18 protein-coding genes are annotated in these 16,872 nt (G+C 69.5%); 10 read left to right on the top strand and 8 right to left on the bottom strand.

The window, feature by feature from the left end; all coding sequences use genetic code 11:
• The first annotated feature begins 21 nt into the window (after nucleotides 1-21).
• From EV651_RS33335 to EV651_RS33315, 5 genes are all read left to right on the top strand, one after another.
• A complete protein-coding gene (locus EV651_RS33335) occupies nucleotides 22-666 on the top strand; it encodes a VOC family protein (protein ID WP_133789246.1) in 645 nt (214 codons plus the stop codon).
• Between the two features lie 171 nt (nucleotides 667-837).
• The gene (locus EV651_RS33330) at nucleotides 838-1,578 is read left to right on the top strand and encodes a class I SAM-dependent methyltransferase (RefSeq protein WP_202870625.1); all 741 of its coding nucleotides are present in this window, start codon (nucleotides 838-840) and stop codon (nucleotides 1,576-1,578) included.
• 91 nt (nucleotides 1,579-1,669) lie between these two features.
• Nucleotides 1,670-2,245, top strand: coding sequence for a dihydrofolate reductase family protein (locus EV651_RS33325; protein ID WP_133789245.1), 576 nt, complete (start codon nucleotides 1,670-1,672; stop codon nucleotides 2,243-2,245).
• A gap of 21 nt (nucleotides 2,246-2,266) precedes the next feature.
• Nucleotides 2,267-3,871 carry an ATP-dependent DNA helicase RecQ gene (locus tag EV651_RS33320; protein ID WP_133789244.1) on the top strand — a complete coding sequence of 535 codons (1,605 nt, stop codon included), beginning with the start codon at nucleotides 2,267-2,269 and terminating at the stop codon, nucleotides 3,869-3,871.
• The gene (locus EV651_RS33315) at nucleotides 3,868-4,440 is read left to right on the top strand and encodes a GNAT family N-acetyltransferase (protein ID WP_133789243.1); all 573 of its coding nucleotides are present in this window, start codon (nucleotides 3,868-3,870) and stop codon (nucleotides 4,438-4,440) included. The genes EV651_RS33320 and EV651_RS33315 overlap by 4 nt, the downstream gene beginning before the upstream one ends.
• Here the strand turns inward: EV651_RS33315 and EV651_RS33310 are convergent.
• From EV651_RS33310 to EV651_RS33300, 3 genes are read right to left on the bottom strand one after another with little or no spacing between them, the layout of a single operon-like run.
• Nucleotides 4,418-4,804: a hypothetical protein gene (locus EV651_RS33310; protein ID WP_133789242.1), complete on the bottom strand. Its 387-nt coding sequence runs from the start codon at nucleotides 4,802-4,804 to the stop codon at nucleotides 4,418-4,420. The genes EV651_RS33315 and EV651_RS33310 overlap by 23 nt on opposite strands.
• 31 nt (nucleotides 4,805-4,835) lie before the next feature.
• On the bottom strand, nucleotides 4,836-6,443 hold the full coding sequence (locus EV651_RS33305) for an alpha-L-arabinofuranosidase C-terminal domain-containing protein (protein ID WP_238157350.1): 1,608 nt from the start codon (nucleotides 6,441-6,443) through the stop codon (nucleotides 4,836-4,838).
• Nucleotides 6,440-7,609, bottom strand: a complete 1,170-nt coding sequence (locus EV651_RS33300) for an ROK family transcriptional regulator (protein ID WP_166658876.1) — start codon at nucleotides 7,607-7,609, stop codon at nucleotides 6,440-6,442. Before EV651_RS33300 ends, EV651_RS33305 begins: the two co-directional genes overlap by 4 nt.
• A 65-nt stretch (nucleotides 7,610-7,674) precedes the next feature.
• Here EV651_RS33300 and EV651_RS33295 point away from each other — a divergent pair, with 65 nt between their 5' ends.
• The gene (locus EV651_RS33295; protein ID WP_133789240.1) at nucleotides 7,675-9,075 is read left to right on the top strand and encodes a sulfatase; all 1,401 of its coding nucleotides are present in this window, start codon (nucleotides 7,675-7,677) and stop codon (nucleotides 9,073-9,075) included.
• A 7-nt stretch (nucleotides 9,076-9,082) separates the two neighbouring features.
• Here EV651_RS33295 and EV651_RS33290 read toward each other — a convergent pair whose 3' ends face one another.
• Entirely contained in the window at nucleotides 9,083-10,798 is a 1,716-nt protein-coding gene (locus EV651_RS33290) for a sodium:proton antiporter (protein ID WP_133789239.1), read from the bottom strand.
• 127 nt (nucleotides 10,799-10,925) lie between these two features.
• On the opposite strand from EV651_RS33290, the gene EV651_RS33285 reads away from it, so the two are divergent.
• The 3 genes from EV651_RS33285 (at nucleotide 10,926) to EV651_RS33275 (ending at nucleotide 12,771) form a co-directional block, all read left to right on the top strand.
• The gene (locus tag EV651_RS33285) at nucleotides 10,926-11,549 is read left to right on the top strand and encodes a VOC family protein (RefSeq protein ID WP_133789238.1); all 624 of its coding nucleotides are present in this window, start codon (nucleotides 10,926-10,928) and stop codon (nucleotides 11,547-11,549) included.
• Between the two features lie 35 nt (nucleotides 11,550-11,584).
• The gene (locus tag EV651_RS33280) at nucleotides 11,585-12,319 is read left to right on the top strand and encodes a YafY family protein (protein WP_133789237.1); all 735 of its coding nucleotides are present in this window, start codon (nucleotides 11,585-11,587) and stop codon (nucleotides 12,317-12,319) included.
• Between the two features lie 71 nt (nucleotides 12,320-12,390).
• Complete coding sequence (locus EV651_RS33275; RefSeq protein WP_133789236.1) at nucleotides 12,391-12,771, top strand: VOC family protein; 381 nt, start codon at nucleotides 12,391-12,393, stop codon at nucleotides 12,769-12,771.
• 50 nt (nucleotides 12,772-12,821) lie between these two features.
• Here EV651_RS33275 and EV651_RS33270 read toward each other — a convergent pair whose 3' ends face one another.
• The 4 genes from EV651_RS33270 to EV651_RS33255 all read right to left on the bottom strand — a co-directional run bounded on the left by EV651_RS33270 (nucleotide 12,822) and on the right by EV651_RS33255 (nucleotide 16,148).
• Nucleotides 12,822-14,513 carry a hypothetical protein gene (locus tag EV651_RS33270; RefSeq protein ID WP_133789235.1) on the bottom strand — a complete coding sequence of 564 codons (1,692 nt, stop codon included), beginning with the start codon at nucleotides 14,511-14,513 and terminating at the stop codon, nucleotides 12,822-12,824.
• 18 nt (nucleotides 14,514-14,531) lie between these two features.
• On the bottom strand, nucleotides 14,532-14,945 hold the full coding sequence (locus EV651_RS33265) for a hypothetical protein (RefSeq protein ID WP_133789234.1): 414 nt from the start codon (nucleotides 14,943-14,945) through the stop codon (nucleotides 14,532-14,534).
• Nucleotides 14,942-15,310, bottom strand: a complete 369-nt coding sequence (locus tag EV651_RS33260) for a cupin domain-containing protein (protein WP_133789233.1) — start codon at nucleotides 15,308-15,310, stop codon at nucleotides 14,942-14,944. The genes EV651_RS33265 and EV651_RS33260 overlap by 4 nt, the downstream gene beginning before the upstream one ends.
• Before the next feature lie 79 nt (nucleotides 15,311-15,389).
• Nucleotides 15,390-16,148: an SDR family NAD(P)-dependent oxidoreductase gene (locus EV651_RS33255; RefSeq protein WP_238157349.1), complete on the bottom strand. Its 759-nt coding sequence runs from the start codon at nucleotides 16,146-16,148 to the stop codon at nucleotides 15,390-15,392.
• Between the two features lie 79 nt (nucleotides 16,149-16,227).
• Here EV651_RS33255 and EV651_RS33250 point away from each other — a divergent pair, with 79 nt between their 5' ends.
• Nucleotides 16,228-16,851 (top strand): TetR/AcrR family transcriptional regulator, encoded by a 624-nt coding sequence (locus EV651_RS33250; protein WP_133789232.1) that lies wholly within the window; start codon nucleotides 16,228-16,230, stop codon nucleotides 16,849-16,851.
• Nucleotides 16,852-16,872: the final 21 nt, after the last annotated feature.

Raw genomic sequence — 16,872 nt, 5'->3', positions numbered from 1 at the left:
AGCGCTTGCTACGGTGGTGGGGTGATCTACGAGCTGAACCATGTCGGCGGCCGGGTCCAGGATCTCGAGGCGAGTTTGTCGTTCTACGGCGGGCTCGGGGCGGAGGTGGTCGACCGGCTGTTCATGCCCGGTCCGCGCGTCCACCGGGTTCACATCCAGCTCGCGACCGGCCTGGTCGAGCTGCTCCACCACGAGCAGCCCGACCCGCAGGCGACGTACGGGCTGAACCACATCGGCTTCATGACCGACGACCTCGACGGCGACTACGCCCGGCTGATGGCCCTCGGGTACGCCGAACTCTCGTCGCCGCGCGTGGCCGGGAGCGGGCAGGGCCGGCTCGCGTTCCTGTCCGACCCGAACCGCGTCCGCGTCGAACTGCTCCAGCGCTCGGAAGAGTTCCGAGTCCCGCCGATCACGACGGGCCCGGTGCTCGGCTTCGCGCACGTGGCGGTCGCGGCACCCGACCTCGAGGCAGCGGCCGAGTTCTACGGCACCCACCTCGGCATGGAACGCGTATCCGACAACACCTTCCGCCTAGGCGCCGACACCCTCAAACTCGTACCCCCGCCCGCTGCCACCATCGCCCACCTGGCCTTCACCACCGCGGCCCCCACCGCCGACACCCAGGACCCCGACGGCACTCCTGTGACCTTCCGCGCCGCGTGACCCGCTAGGGCGGGCTCCCAGCACTCACCAACCCACCTCCAGCACGCCGGGCAGCCCCACCCGCCGCCTGAACCCGCGCGGCGGTCCGAGGTTGATGAGTGGTGCACGTCCACCCCCCACGCGAGGGGATATCCCCGCCAATGGAGTCAGGCGGGTTCTAGCCTGGGGGTCGTGTTCGACTATGACGGCGAGATGCGGTTCTTGCAGGGGCGGTTTCGGTCTGCGTGGGGGGTGCGGGACGGGGATCGGGTGCTTGATGTCGGATGCGGGGGCGGGCAGACGACGCGGGAGGCAGCCGCGGATGTCGGGCGGGGGCGTGTGGTCGGGGTGGATGTTTCCGAGCGGATGCTGGAGCAGGCGCGACGGCGTACGGCGGACGAACGCATCAGCTATCTCCTCGCGGACGCAGCGACGTACGACTTCGGGGAGGGGTCGTTCGACGTGTGCATCAGCCGGTTCGGCGTGATGTTCTTCGACGATCCGGTGGGTGCGTTCGCGAACTTGCGGCGGGCGTTGCGACCTGGTGGCCGGCTCGTCGCGATGGTCTGGCAGGCGCGAGCGGACAACGAATGGGCACAGGCGATCCCAGCGACGATCGGCGGCGACGCGACGGCGCGGGACGATTCGCCGTTCTCGCTCGGGGATCCGGATGTTGCGCGGGGCATCCTCACGTCTGCGGGCTTCGGCGAGGTGACGTTCGCCGCGGTGCATGAACGGCTGTACTACGGTCCCGACGTCGAGACGGCGTACGAGAACGTGCTCCAGCTCCGCGAACCGCTAGCACTGCTGGCGGAGCTGTCGCCGGCCGACGCCGAGCGCGCTCGGGCCGACCTGCGTGCGATGCTCGCCGCGCACGACAGCGGTGACGGCATCCTGTTCGACTCCGCTGCCTGGATCGTCACCGCGAAGTGACCGGCGTCACATTTCGCGGATGTCGTATCCGTCGCTACCCGCACGACGCTCAGGCACAAGCACCACACACGACTTGATCAAGGAGCACCAGATGCGTTCCCTCATCACCACCGCGTTCATCTCCCTCGACGGCGTCGTGGACTCGCCCGGCGGTGAGCCGGGCTACCGCAACGCGGGCTGGACCTTCAAGGACATCCCGTTCGAGGAGGCGGCGTACGCGCTCAAGGGCGAAGAGCAGGACGAGGCCACCGCGCTCCTGCTCGGCCGGGTCAGCTACCAGGCGTTCTCGCCGGTCTGGCCGGGGATGACCGTGGAGTTCGCCGGCTACAACGCGATGCCGAAGTACGTCGTCTCGACCACCCTCCAGGACAGCGACCTGGTGTCGAACTGGGGCGAGACCACCATCCTCCGCTCCCTGGACGACGTCGCCGCGCTGAAGGAGACCGAGGGCGGCCCGATCATCATCAACGGCAGCGCGACCCTCAACCGCAACCTGTCGGACGCGGGCCTGATCGACCAGTACAACCTGCTCGTCTTCCCGGTCCTCCTCGGCGCCGGCAAGCGGCTCTTCAGTGACGCCGACCGCGACAAGATCAACCTCAGCCTCGCCTCGAGCGAGTCCTACTCCAACGGCGTCCAGAAGCTCGTGTACGCCGTGCAGCACTGACCGCTGTACTACCGTTCGAGCATGTCCGTTGACGTGCTCGCTCTTGCTCAAGAGCGGCTGGGATTCCAGACACTGCGAGTGGGACAAGAAGACGCCGTACGGGGTGTGGTCGGCGGGCGGGACGTCCTCGCGGTGCTGGCCACCGGAACCGGGAAGACAGCGATCTACCAGTTGGCCGGGCTGGCGCTCGGCGGGGTGACGGTGGTCGTGAGTCCGCTCGTGGCGTTGCAGCGCGATCAGTTACGGGCGTTGCGTCCGGCCGGCGTCGAGGTTGCGGAGCTCAACGCGACCGACCACGCCGGCCGCCGCGCCGCCCATGACCTGTTGACGAACGACCGGCCCGGATTCGTGCTGCTGTCCCCCGAGCAACTCACGCATCCCGACGTACTCGAACTGCTCGCCGCGTCCCGGCCGAGGCTGGTGGCCGTCGACGAGGCGCATCTGGTCAGCGAGTGGGGTGAGGACTTCCGGCCCGACTACCTCCGTCTCGCCGCCGGGGTCCGGGCGATGGGACGACCGCCGATCCTCGCGCTCACGGCAACCGCCGCGCCGCCGGTGCGCAAGGAGATCGTGCACCGCCTGGAGATGGACGACCCGGCTGTCGTCGTCGGCGGGTTCGACCGCCCGAATCTCAACCTGGCCGTGTTCACGTTCGCCGACGACAACACCAAGAACCGCCGGCTGCTCAGCCACGTCCGGTCGTCGCGCGGCCCGGGCATCGTGTACGTCGGCACCCATCGTCATGCGGAGGACCTCGCGCACGAACTGAACACGGCCGGCGTCGCTGCCCAGGCGTACCACGCGGGCCTGCCCGCGAAGCAACGCCGCCAGGTGCAGGACACGTTCCTGGACGGCGAGTGCCGCGTCGTGGTCGCGACGATCGCGTTCGGGATGGGCATCGACAAACCGGACATCCGCTGGGTGAGCCATGCCGAGGCACCGTCGTCGGTGGACGCGTACTACCAGGAGATCGGCCGCGCCGGCCGCGACGGCGAACCGGCCGACGTCGAGCTGTTCTTCCGGCACGCCGACCTGGGGCTGAACCGCTTCTTCGCGTCCGGCGGCGTCACCGACGCCGACCTGCTCGCGGTCGCCACCGCGATCCACGAACACCGTCCGAAGGACATCGCCGCGCTGGCCTCTGCTTCCGGCCTCGGCACAGCCCGGGTCGAGCGCGCGCTGGGCCGGCTGACCGACGCCCGCGTCGTTGCTGTCGGCCACCAGTTCCACCTGGCCCGCGGAGTCGACGTCGACCGGGCCGTCACCGCGGCGTCGGCCGTCGAACACGATCGTCGCGAGGTCGCGAGATCCCGGGTCGAGATGATGGCTGCGTACGCGGAGTACGGCGGATGCCGGCGCGAGTGGCTGCTCAGCTACTTCGGCGAACGGTACGACGGCCCGTGCGGCAACTGCGACAACGATCTCGCCGGCCATACCGCGGCGCCGCCCGAGGACCAGCCGTTCCCGGTCGGCAGCCGGGTCGTTCATCGCGCCTTCGGCCCCGGTCTGGTCGAGCACTACGACGGCACCACGATGACGGTCCTGTTCGACCGCGTCGGCTACAAGGAACTTCGTACGGCGTTCATGATCCACAACCAACTCCTGCAAGCCGAGGTCGCTCCATGAGTATCGACGTACGACCCGCCAGTGTTTTCGAGGATGTGCGGGCGGTGATCGGGCCCAAGTCGCCGACGGCCAGCGTCTGCTTCTGTTTGAGTTATCGGATTCCGTCCAAGCTCAACAACTCGCTTCGCGGGCCGGCGCGTGGGGCGTACGTCGAGGAGCTCTGCCAGGCGACGCCCGCGCCCGGCGTGCTCGCGTACGACGGTGACACGCCGGTCGGATGGGCCGCGATCGCACCGCGGGCGGCGACGACGTTCGCCCGGAACCGGAAGATCCCGCACGTGGACGAGCTGCCGGTGTGGTCGTTGTGGTGCATCCGGGTCCGCCCGGGGCACCGCGGCCAGGGGATCTCGCACGCGCTGATCGCCGGCGCCGTCGAGTTCGCGCGCGAGAACGGGGCGCCGGTCGTCGAGGCCTATCCGCTCGACAACGGCGACAGCAAGGTCGATCTCACGATGGCGTACGCCGGGATCCGCAGGAACTTCGAGCACGCCGGGTTCACGAAGGCCGCCGACACCACGTCGACCCTCGCCGGGCATCCCCGCGTTCTCATGCGTCTCGATCTCCGCTGAGCCAGCGCGCGGCCGCCTGGTACGTGTCGTCGGGCCTGGAGTTGAACGCGATGGCCGCGTCCGGTGCGTGCTGCCGCGTCAGGTTGACGATCCGCTCGAACAGCTCGAGCTGCTCCTCGTTCTTCCGGATCCCGCCGCCGATCACAACGCACTCCCACCGCTGCGCGGCCAGTGCCGCGCGCACGACCGCCTCGATGTCGTCGCTGCCGTCCAGCCCGACAAGGCAGGTCTGTGCGCCGACGCCGTGCGCGGCGAAGTCCGCCATCCCGACCTGGATTCCGGTCGCCACCGGCTCCGGGTCCCACGGCCCCGGAACCCGGTACGGGTCGAGACCAATCACCAGCACCCGCGCGTCACCGCCCATGCCCGCGACCCTACTACTCGGGCGTGGTCGGTTAGGTGAGGTCAAAGGACAGCAGGGTGATGCTGTGGGGTGGGAAGTCGTAGCTCGCGTCAGTCAGTTCGACGGGGCCCAGGTCGCGCAAGCTCACGGTGTCCGGGGCGGTGAGGCTGTTGGATGCGAGTACGTCGTCCGCGGTCAGTTGTTTCGCCGCGGCCCGTGCCGGCAGAGCGTCTCGACTCGCGTCGAGAGTCAGGCCTGCGCGGATCGCGGTGTCGCGGTGGCGGTTGATGACGGCGATGCGAAGCGAGTCGCCGTCGGTTGTCTGGGTCGCGGAGACGTCCAGATCCGGGACGGTTGCCGGACAGGTGCGGAACTCGCCGTGGTGGTCGCGCTCGTCGCCCTGCCGTACGGCGGTCAGCTTGCCGGGCGACCGTACGTCGGCTGCGAGGGCGATCGGGCCGAGGTGGTTCTGGTACAGATCCCAGACGTGGTACGTCGCCGCGCGCACGGCACCGCCGGGACGGGCAACGATCACGCCGTTCGCGTTCAGCAGGTTCACCGTGTTCGCCATCGCGACCGGGACCTCGCGGCCGCCGGCGCGGTGCAGCGCGTGGAAGACGCCGGCGTAGAAGAGCGCGTCGGCGAGCGTTCTCGGACTCCACCGGTTCACGCGGTGGGCCGGACGGGTCGGTAGGCCGTCGACCTCGCGGGCGATCGTGCCGCCGTCGTCGGACGGCTGCGGTTCCGGCCAGGTGGTGGGCTCGACGTGCCTGATGTTCCATTCGTCCAGGGCCAGCGCCAGCGGACGCTCGCCCGCGATGGCCCCGACCAGGTCCGAGTACTCGACGATCTGCTGCTCGAAGTAGAGCGACTGGGCGACGATCGCGTCGTACTCCGCGTCGCCGTCGATCAGCTGGGCCGTCGCGCCGTACAGATGGAACGAGAGGTAGTCGATCTGGTTGCCAACGGCCCCTAGTACGGTCTCGGTCCAGCCTTCGCGGTCGTCGGTCTTTCCGACCGCGACGAACTTGAGCGACGGGTCGACAGCTCGCATGAAGCGGGCATGCTCGGCCGCGTCGGCGGCGTACGCGGCGGCGCTGCGGTGGCCCATCTGCCAGTCGCCGTACACCTCGTTGCCGAGTCCCCAGTACTTCACGCCGTACGGCGCCGGATGGCCGTTGCGGGACCGCCGCCGGGTGTACTCGGTGTCGCCGCCGTAGTTGGTGTACTCGACCCAGCGGACCGCCTCGTCGACGTCACGGCAGCTGTGCGCGAGATACGGCTCGGTCCCGACCTCCGAGCACCACGCCAGGAACTCGTCGGTCCCGAAGTGGTTGCTCTCCTCGGAGCCCCACGCAAGCTCGAGTCGTCGCGGCCGGGAGTTGCGCGGTCCGATGCCGTCTTCCCAGTGGTACGCCGACGTGAAGTTGCCGCCCGGCCAACGGACGACCGGGAGACCGAGTTCCCGGCAGAGCTCGATCACGTCTCTCCGCAGACCGTTCCTTGCGCCGTCGCCGCCGTACGCCAGCGGTGAGCCTTCGTCGAAGACGCCGCCCTCGATGTTGCCGAAGAACGCGGACTCCAGGAAGTGCCCGTAGATCATCGGGTCGATGGCGTGCCGCCGGTCCCGGCGGATGTCGATCGTCGCGGCGGGAGTCACAGGCGGGAGGCCTCCTGGTCGAGAGGTTCGAGAGGATCGACAGGGTCGAGAGGGTCGAGAGCGGTCGTGAGTACGAGGGCGATGCCGCCGCGGGCGGCGGCGTCGGGGCCGAGTGCTGCGCGGGTGACTCGTACCGTGCGGTGGACCTGGCTGTGGGTGTACCGGCGGAGCGCGGCTTGCAGCGGCTTGAACAGGTGGTCGCCGGTCTCGGTCAGTTCGCCGCCGATCACGACGACTTCCGGATTGACGGTGTTGCAGGCCGCGGCCAGAACCTCGCCGACCCTAGTGCCGGCGTCCGCCAGCAGATCGCGCGCCTTCTGGTCGCGGGCGTCGAGGATGTCGTTGCATTCCGCTTGCAGGGTTGTCAGCGACACGTAGCGTTCGAGACAGCCGCGGCCGCCGCAGGGACAGGCCGGTCCGTCGCGGTCCACGGTGATGTGTCCGAGCTCCCCCGCCGCGCCACCGGCGCCCGCGAACAGTCGCCCACCGAGCACGAGTCCACCGCCGACGCCGTACGACAGCCGCAGATACAACGCGCTGCCGACGCCCGACCCTGCGCCCCACACCGCCTCCGCCAGCGCTGCTAGCCGTGTGTTGTTGTCCACGTGAACAGGTACGCCGAACCGCGCGGAAATCGTCTCGCGCACCAGCTCCACCCGCTCCGAGCGCGCATCGGCCGCCACCGGGCCGACGATGCCGACACCGACACCGGCGAGCGCGGTCAACGAGATTTCGTGGCGGGTGGTCAGGTCGTCGACCAGATCCAGCGCGAGCTGCACGCGGCGCGCCCACGACGTACGTTCCGCGCAGGCGACCGCGCCCGAGGCGACGAACTCGTGCGCGACGTTCGAGATCGTCACCTGGATCCGGCGCTGCCCGAGGTCGATCCCCAGGGCGAGTCCACCGGCCGGATTCAACGTCAGGACCGAAACCGGCCGCCCCCGCCCGCGGAGTTCAGCGCCGGCCGGACCTTCGCCGCGGCGCTCGGTCAGTGCCTGCTTGCTCAGGAGGGTTTGTACGATCGACGAGAGCGTCGCGCGGGAAAGGTCGGTCTGTTCCGCGAGCTGGGCGCGGGTCAGCGGACCGCGGGTGCGCAGGGCGGAAAGCACCCGTTCCTCGTGTGCCTCCCGGAGCAGCCGGAGCGGTCCGGACGATTCCCTACCCACGGGACCTGACTGTGGCCGCCGGACCAGCTTTTTGTCAACACTCAAGATTTAATACACTGATCCGCATGCGGCCGAACGTTCTGCTCCTCTGCACCGACCAGCAGCGGTTCTCCGCGCTCGGTGCCTCCGGCAACGACGAGATCGAGACCCCGAACCTCGACCGGCTCGCGTCCCAGGGCGTGCTGTTCGAGAACTGCTACGTGCAGAACCCGGTCTGCGGCCCGTCCCGCGCCAGCCTGATGACAGGCCGGTTCGTGCACCAGCACGGCCTCTGGGCGAACGGCGTCGGACTGCCGGACCACGAGCGCCTGTTCAGCAAGGACCTCGCCGACGCCGGGTACGACTGCGGCTTGGTCGGCAAGTTCCACCTCAACGCATGCTTCGGCGGCCGCTCCGAGAAGCGCCACGACGACGGTTTCCGCGTCTTCCGCTGGGCACACGACCCGTACCCGGGCTCGTCGGAGAACGAGTACCACCGCTGGCTCCACACCGTCCGCCCAGACCTGGCCGGAGCAGAGGTCGACTACGACACACTCCCCGCCGAACTCCACTACAGCCACTGGATCGGCGAGCAGACGATCGACTTCCTCACCCACTCCCGTGATCGCGAGAAGCCGTTCCTGTTCGTCGCCAACTTCTTCGACCCGCACCACGGGTTCGGCGCCCCTGAGGACTATGTACGTCGTTACCGGGACAAGGAACTGAGCCGCCCGCTCCCCGACGACCTGACCGGGAAGCCACCGATCCAGACGGAGGCGTCCCACGAGTCGTACGCCGGCCACGCGCGCGGCTTCACGTCGTACAGCCCGGAAGAGCTCCAAGAGGTCAAGGCGGCGTACTACGCGATGGTGACGCTCGTCGACGAGGAGGTCGGCCGGATCCTCGACGCACTCGACGCCGAAGGCCTCAGCGACGACACGCTCGTCATCTTCACCAGCGACCACGGCGAGATGCTCGGCGACCATCAGCTGATGCTCAAGGGCCCGATGATGTACGACGAGGCCGTCCGCGTCCCGCTCATCCTCCGCCGGCCCTCGACGATCCCCGCCGGCACTCGCAACACCGAGCTCGTCCAGTGGATCGACCTCGGCGCCACGATCCTCGCCGCCGCCGGACTGCAGCCCCTCGGCGAGGGACAGGATCTGCTGCCGCTGGCCACCAATCGCGCAACGGGACGCGGCTGGGCGGTGAGTGAGTACCGCAACAGCGGCCACCCGTACGCGACTCCGGTCCACCTCACGATGCTCCGGCGCGACCACTGGAAGCTCATCGTCCAGCACGGCTCCCCCGCCACCGACAGGGAGCGGACCGGCGAGCTGTACGACCTTGCCGCCGATCCGAACGAGCTGCAGAACCTCTGGGACGACCCGCTGCACCGAGACATCCGCACCGAGCTCCAGGAGTTCCTCCTCGACGTCCTCGTCGCCACCGAGGACCGCAGCCAGGAACGGGTCGCCGACTGGTGAAATCCCGTCAAGCGGTCGTGAAGCGCTGTTCGACGGCGTCGAGGAAGCCTTCGACCTGCCGGTACGTCTCGGAACTGTAGGCGCCGATGCTGCGTTCGGTCCCGAGGGCTTCGCGCATCGCGTCGAGGTAGCGGCGCTGCAGGATCTCCATCTGTTCGCGCGTGTCAGCCTTGGTCTCCCGGAGCTGCCGGCTCCCGGACACCAGGCGCGGCACGATCCGGTCCTTCAGCGTGCTGACCACGACCGGATCGAGAGGCTGACCGTCGACGGTCTGCTCCTCGAGCGGGCCGACCGCGTCGATCGCGGCCTCGCCGATCTGCCGCATCAGCGCCTGCACCGAGTCGCGCTTGTCCTCGCTGCTCTCCGGGCGGAACCGCATCTTCGCGATCACCGCGGGCAGCGAGATCCCGAACAGCACCAGCGTGATCAGCGCGACGATGAACGCCGCGAGCACGACCGTGTCGCGATGCGGCGTACCGGCCGGAATCGTCTGCGCGGCCGCGACCGTCACGACACCGCGCATCCCGGCCCAGGCGAGCACCAGCAGGCCGCGGCCGGTGATCGGTTCGCGCTCCTCGAAATCCGCGTCCGCCCGGCCGCGCGCTAGCCGTTTGCGCGCCCAAGCGAGGCGGTTCTCCTCCCGGGCACCGGCCGGCTCCATCGAGTCCAGGTGCTCCTCGAACTGGTCCAGCTGAGCCCGGACCTGCTCGGTCCGGTCGTTCCGGCCGAACCGGCTCTGCAGCCAGGGCCACGCCAGGCCGAGGAAACGCAGTACGACCAGCAGGCCGACCACCAGCAGGACGAGCCCGGTGATCTCGCCGATCGTCGTCTCCGCGCGGGCGTCGTCGACCAGCTCCGGCAACTGGTAGCCCATCGCGAGGAAGACGCCGCTCTCCAGGATGAAGCTGATCGTCGTCCAGGTAGTCGCCTGCGTCTGCCGGTCGCGCGCACTGAACTTCCGGCTGCCGAGAGCACCGGTCAGCAGGCCGGCGAGCACCACGGCGAGTACGCCGGACGCGTGCGCCTCCTCGGCCGGGAAGTAGGCGAGGAACGGTACGGCGAACGAGATCGTCGTGTTGAGCACCGGGTCGTCGAGACGCTGCCGCAGTACGACGGTCAGCAGGCCGACCGCCACCCCGATCAGGATCGCGCCCACGACCGCCCAGGCGAAGTCGAGCACCGTGTGACCGAGGCTGAAGTGGGTGGTGACGGCGAGCGCGGCGACCGCCGTGCGCAGGACGACGAGCGCCGAAGCATCGTTGACGAGGCTCTCGCCTTCGAGCACGATCATCAGTCGGGGCGGGAGCCCGACCCGATGCCCGATCGCGGTCGCCGCGACCGCGTCGGTCGGGCTCACGACCGCACCGAGTGCGGTGGCGAGCGCGAACGAGATACTCGGGAAGATCGCGTGGACAAGGGCCCCGATCACCAGCGCGGACACGATCACCATCACGATCGACAACCACGAGATGAGCCCGAAGTTCCGCCGTACGTCGAGGACCGGAAGCTGGACCGCCGACGCGTAGAGCAACGGCGGCAGGATGCCCGCGAGAATGATCTCGGGCTCGATGTGGATGGCCGGCGTACTCGGCAGGTAACTGGCCCCGATGCCCAGAGCAACGAGCAACAGCGGCGCGGCGACGCCCGTCCGGCGCGCGAAAACCGACGCCGCGATCATGATCGCGAGTCCCGCTCCGGCAATCAGAACGATCTGATGGTCCACGTGACAGCACTCTAGGGCCGGTCACCGGTGTGCCCGGGTAATGACCAGGGATTCTCACTGGTGTCACGGGGGCGCCGGAGCCGCACAGTAGAGGTCAGTGAACGAGTTGAATCCTCTGGAGGAAGTCATGAGCACCGACCTGAAGCTGGAAGCCGTTGTCGTCCCGGTCGCGGACGCCGATCGGTCGAAGGAGTTCTACAGCGGCCTCGGCTGGCGGCTGGACGCGGACTTCGCGTTCGACAACGGGTTCCGGGTCGTGCAGTTCACCCCGCCGGGCTCCCCCGCTTCGGTCCAGTTCGGCACGAAGATCACCTCGGCAGAGCCGGGGACTGCGCAAGGGCTCTACCTGGTGGTGACCGATGTGGAGGCGGCGCGGTCGGAACTTCTGGCGCAAGGGGCCAAGGTCAGCGAGGTCTTCCACCCGGCTGCTCCCGGCGCACAGTTCGAGGCCGGCGACACCGGCGGTCGGGTGAGCGGGCCGGCAGACGAGCGGTCGAGCTATGGGTCGTTCGCGACGTTCAGTGACCCCGACGGCAACACCTGGCTGTTGCAGGAAGTCACCAAGCGGCTGCCCGGGCGCGTTGACGACGCGACGTACACCTCCGTCGACGACCTCGAAGCGGCCCTCCGGCGCGCCGCGGCCGCCCACGGCGAGCACGAGGCCCGCACCGGCCAGGCCGACGAGAACTGGCCGACCTGGTACGCCACGTACATGCTCGCCGAGCGCACCGGTGCCGAACTCCCTCAGTAACTGAATTGTCCGTGGGCGCGGCTAGCGTGCCGATCATGAACCGGATCGATCGGCTGTATGCGCTCGCCGAGGAGTTGCGGGCGGCGGGTCCTCGGGGGCGTACGGCGCGGCAACTGGCGGCGCGTTTCGAGGTGAGCGTACGGACCATCGAGCGTGATCTCAGCGCTCTCGGGCAGGCCGGCGTACCGCTGGCGACGAAACAGGGACGCACGGGCGGGTACTCGGTGGACCGGTCGATGAGCCTCCCGCCGCTGAACTTCACCGCGCGGGAGGCGATGGCGGTCGCGGTGGCGTTGAGCCGCGGCAACCACGTGCTGTTCGCACGCGACGCCCGGACCGCGCTGCAGAAGATCGTGGCCGCGATGCCGCAGCGGGATCTCGACGAGGCGCGGACGGCGGCGGCGAAGGTGCGGCTCCTGGTGCGGCCGGTGCCTGATCCGGACGGTGAGATCGCGGAGCGGATCTGGCGCGCGGTGCGCGACAACCACGTGCTGCGGATCGAGTACACCGACGTCGGCGGTGTCGGGACCGAGCGGGAGGTCGAGCCGCAGCACGTCGTCGTCGGCCCGAACGGCTCCTACCTGACCGCCTGGTGTCATCTGCGTCAGGAGGACAGGGTGTTCCGGATGGATCGGATCACCCGCGCCGAACGCACCGCGACACCACCGTCGCGGCCGCTCGCGACCGGCGACCTGGAGGTGGACGGTTACGAAACCAAGCTGCCGCACGCCGCGCTGCGTCCCGAAGATCTCTTCCCAACTCCGACATAGGGCTGTCGCGAACCGCTGAAACCGTGGGGTCCGTTGCACACAGGAAGTCCTCGGATGAAAGAGAGAGATCGATGAGTACTCCGGCCCCTGGCACGCTGGCCTGGTTCGAGGTCGCGACCGACGACCCCGAGACCACCCAGAAGTTCTACGGCAGCCTGTTCGACTGGACCTTCGAGTCCGACGGCGCCCTGGCCGCCACCGGCCTCGAGTACCGCAACATCAAGGCCTCCGGCGCCGACCGGCCGATGGGCGGCATCTTCGGCACCAACGGGCAACTGCCGAGCCACGCAGTGTTCTACATCCTGGTCGCCGACATCGAAGCCACCTGCGCCGACGCCGAACAGCTCGGCGGCACCGTGATCAACAAGCGCCTCGACGCCACCCCGGCGTTCGCCTACCTCCGCGACCCGTCCGGCAACCAGTTCGGCGTCTTCACCCCACCCGCCGCCTGACCCGACCCACCCACTGCGCGTCGCCACCGGTTAACGCCGGCGGGGAGCCGCTAGCCGGACAGTTGCCAGGTCAGGTGATCGGACGGGCGCGGCCGGTACGAGCACGTCGTGCCGGTGCGGATGGCGTCGCGCAGGTGGGTGGCCAGGGGCGGGTCCACCGATTCGATGCGGGCGATGGCGGTGGCGATCGCCTTGGTGGCGGCTACCCGGGCGCGTTCGGCGGTGGAGCCGGTCGCGCGCGGGCGGCCTGTGAGACCGACGGCCGAGGTGAGCTCGGCAAGGAGGGCTTCACGTTCCGCGGTGAGGGACTCGACGCGCGCCAGGTCGGCCCAGTCGGCGACCTCGGCCAGTTCGGCGGCGAGGTCCGACAGCCGATGCCGGTACGCCGTGGCCGCCTGACGATCGAGCTGCGGGCCGGTGTCCGGCTGAATCACCGTGGCTGTGCCGTCGGTGACGAGATCGATCGCCGACACCGGCCGACCCGGCTGAGCCAGAAGCCGGTGCAGGTACTCGAAGCCGCGGAGCGCCCGCAGCGGGCGAGCCTCCGACCCGATCAACCACAACCCGTCGCCAACCGGCCGGAAATGTACGACGGTCTCGGTCGATGCCGGCGTGGTCGGGTCGCATGCGGACTGCAGGCGGTTCTGCCACCACGTCGCTCCGAGGCGGCGGTAGGTCGCCAGGGCTGTGGCTCGTAGCTGGTCGGCGCGGGCATGGTCGCCCGTGAAGGCGGCGGCTCGGGCCAGGGAGTCGTCGGTGACGCCGTGGAAGTAGACGGCTCCGGCATTCAGCACGGCCCGGTTCTCGTACGGCGTGAGCAGGCGAGTCGCCGTACCGACGATCTGCTCGTCGCCGACCGCGAGTGCCGCCTCGAGTACGCAGTGCAGGTTGAGGAGGTAGTTCAAATCGCGGGGCAGCGACTCCAGCACGTCCGGGCCGAGCTGTTCGAGCAGGGCCCGGGCGCGATCGTGACGACCGAGCAGCGCCCAGAGCGACGCGGCTTCGGTGGCGACCTCTACGACTCCCTCGGAGCGTGCGAACTGTTCCATCAGCTCCGCGGTCTCGGCAGCGGAGTCGGCCTCGCCGGCGTGCAGCGCGGTATACGCACGCATCACCTTCGCGACCATCCACGCGTCGGCCAGTCCGGCCTCTGCGGCAGCACCTTCCGCGACCTCGATCAGCGCACTGGTGTCGACGCCGCGGACGTGGTCGTACATCCACCGCCGGGATGCCGCGAAGAACCGGGCTCTGGGCGACTCGGCCGCCAGCAACTCCAAGGCGCGCAACTGGCTCTGGATCACCTGCACTCGCAGGGTCTCCCAGCCGACCTGCAAGCTCCAGAGATGGCCGCGCAGCCGCGCCTCGGAATCGAGTACGTGAGCGGACACCTCGTCCAGCTGCGCGGCTGTCACCTCCCGAAGCGTCAGTTCGTCCGGTCCCCAGTGAGCCGCGAGCACCGCATCCAGACAGTCCGCGATCAGCTCCGGGTCACCGGCCTGTTCCGCATGCGCCAACGCCTCGTCCGCGAACGACGCGGCCCGGTCCGCGTGCCCGCCGTATGCCCAGCAGCGGGCCAGCGCCGCAGCGACCCGGGCCCGGCCGGCGTCGTCGGTCGTGCGGACGAGTACGTCGTACAGCTCGGCCGCGAGCCGCCCCGGTTCGGTGCCGAAGACGTGCCCGGCCGCGGCATCGAGAACCACCCGGGTCCGCGCCGCCAGCTCGGTCTCCCGCCGGCTCGTCACACCATCACGGTACGGCGTTCACGACCGGATCAGCGTCACCTCGGCGGCGTGCTCGGCCTGCCTCGCCTCGTCCCAGTCTCCGGTGCAGTAGACCCTCAGCTCGGTGATCTCACCGGCCTCGTCGATGTCGGCGGTGAGCTGTTCGCGGCAGTACCAATTCTGTTCCTCGTGCCGCCATCGCTCCTCGAACGCCATCACGAACCCATGCTCGGTCCGATCGACCCGCTCGACCCGGACCACGCCCGGGTACGGATGCCACCGACGACGGCCCTCGATCGTCGCAGCGCCGGTGGCGAACTGCACCCGCCAGTGCGGCAGGCTCACGTCGGCGAAGCAGTCCGCCGCGAACGTCCGGTCCGGCGCCACGCCGGTCTCGAGCCACTCCACCACGCGCGCCACCGACACGTCGACCTCGGCGGCGACGGTCCTCATGCCCGCTCCAGGTTCGCCCCGACGACGGCCATCGTCTTGTCCAGTTCCGCTGTCGGACTGAACTCCACGATGCTCGTCCCCGCCGTGAGCAGCGGGAGATGGCCCGGTCCGGCGTAGTACGCGTCGCCGGCCCGGAACGTCTCGCTGTGGTCGTCCCAGCGGAAGGTGATCTCCCCCGCCGTGACCACGCCCCAGTGCGGGCACTGGCAGCGGTCGTCGGGCAGTCCGGCGAAGTACGGCGCCGGGTCCACATCACGGGGGTAGCTCTCGAACGCGACGGTGTAATCGCCCACCGCGGCGTACCTTCCGGTCAACTCGGGAATCTCGACCGCCACCGGCGTGGCAGCCAGGTTCGCACTCGGCATGGTGTCCTCCTCCACTCGTTCAACTTCGTTGGACACCCGTACGGCGTGACTCCCGAGGGAACGATCGTGACGCGGCCCGTCAGACCGCCAGGCGACCGCCGTCGATGGGGAGGGTGGCGCCGTGGACCAGGGAGGCTGCGTCGGAGGCGAGGAAGACGATGCCTTCGGCCACCTCGTCCGGGGCACCGACGCGCTGCAGGGGCGTCGTGGCCGCCAGGTTGTCGAGGTTCTCGCCCATGACCGCGGTGCCTTCGGTGCGGATCGGCCCCGGGCTGACCGCGTTCACCCGGACGCCGGCCGGCCCGAACTCGGCCGCCCAGGCCCGGGTCAGCAGCTCGACAGCCGCCTTGCTCGAGCCGTACGCCGCCATTCCGGCCATCCCGACGTACGCGACGATCGTGGTCACGTTGACGATCGCGCCCGCTCCGCGCGCCGCCATCAGCGGAGCGAGCTCGGCGACCAGGTAGAACGGCGCCCGTACGTTGACTGCGTACACCGCGTCGAAGTCCGATTCCGGCACCTCGGCGGTCGGCCCGAACGGGAAGATTCCGGCGTTGTTGATCAGTACGTCGACCTGCCCGAGGTCGATCGCCTGCTTGGCCAGCGACCGCACACTCGCCAGGTCGGCCAGATCCGCCTGGACGAAGTCCGCCCTACCGCCGTCGGCCCGGATCTCCTCGACCGCCCTGCTCCCCCGGACAACGTCCCGGCCGCTGATCACCACGTGCGCGCCGCGCCGCGCGAGCTGCCCGGCCACGGCGCGGCCGATCCCACTGTTGCCGCCGGTCACGAGTGCGGTCCGCCCGGCGAAGTCCTGCGTCATATCGGTTCCGTCCATCCACTAGTTGGAGTCGTTGCCACCGATAGTTCGCCGACGAAATTGGAGTATCAACTCCAAAATCCGTACGGTGGGTGGCATGACGGAGATCGCACGGCAGCTGACCAGGAAAGGGCAGGCGACCCGGGACCGGATCGTCGTGGCCGCGGCGCGGCTGATGCTCGAGTACGGCGTCGCGCGCACCACGATCGAGGACATCCAAACGGCGGCCGGCGTCAGCCCGTCGCAGCTGTACCACTACTTCCCCGGCAAGGACGCGCTGGTCTCGGCCGTCGTCGATCACCAGGCGACGCAGGCGCTCGACGTACAGCAAGGCTGTCTGGAGCGGCTCGACACGATCGACTCGCTCGGCCGGTGGCGGGACGTGATGGTCGGCATCCTCACCGAGATGCAGTGCGTCGGCGGCTGCCCGCTCGGCTCGCTGGCGAGCGACCTCTCGGACAGCGACCCGGTCGCCCGCACCCAGCTCGCCGCCGCATTCGCGCGCTGGCAGGGCCTCATCCGTGAGGGCCTGAGCGACATGCAGGAACGTGGCGAGCTGGCCGCCGACGCCGACCCGGGGAACCTCGCCGTCGCGATGCTCGCGGCGGTGCAGGGCGGGCTGCTGCTGAGCCAGGTGAATCGCGACCCTGCGCCGCTGCGCATCGCGGTCGACACCATGATCGACCACCTGCACGCCTTGACGCGACCTGCGGTTCCGTAGAGGGTTCTCAGGCACCCTCTA

The organism is Kribbella sp. VKM Ac-2571 (assembly GCF_004362255.1).
GTDB lineage: Bacteria > Actinomycetota > Actinomycetes > Propionibacteriales > Kribbellaceae > Kribbella > Kribbella pratensis.
This window is presented reverse-complemented; position numbering and strand designations above follow the sequence as displayed.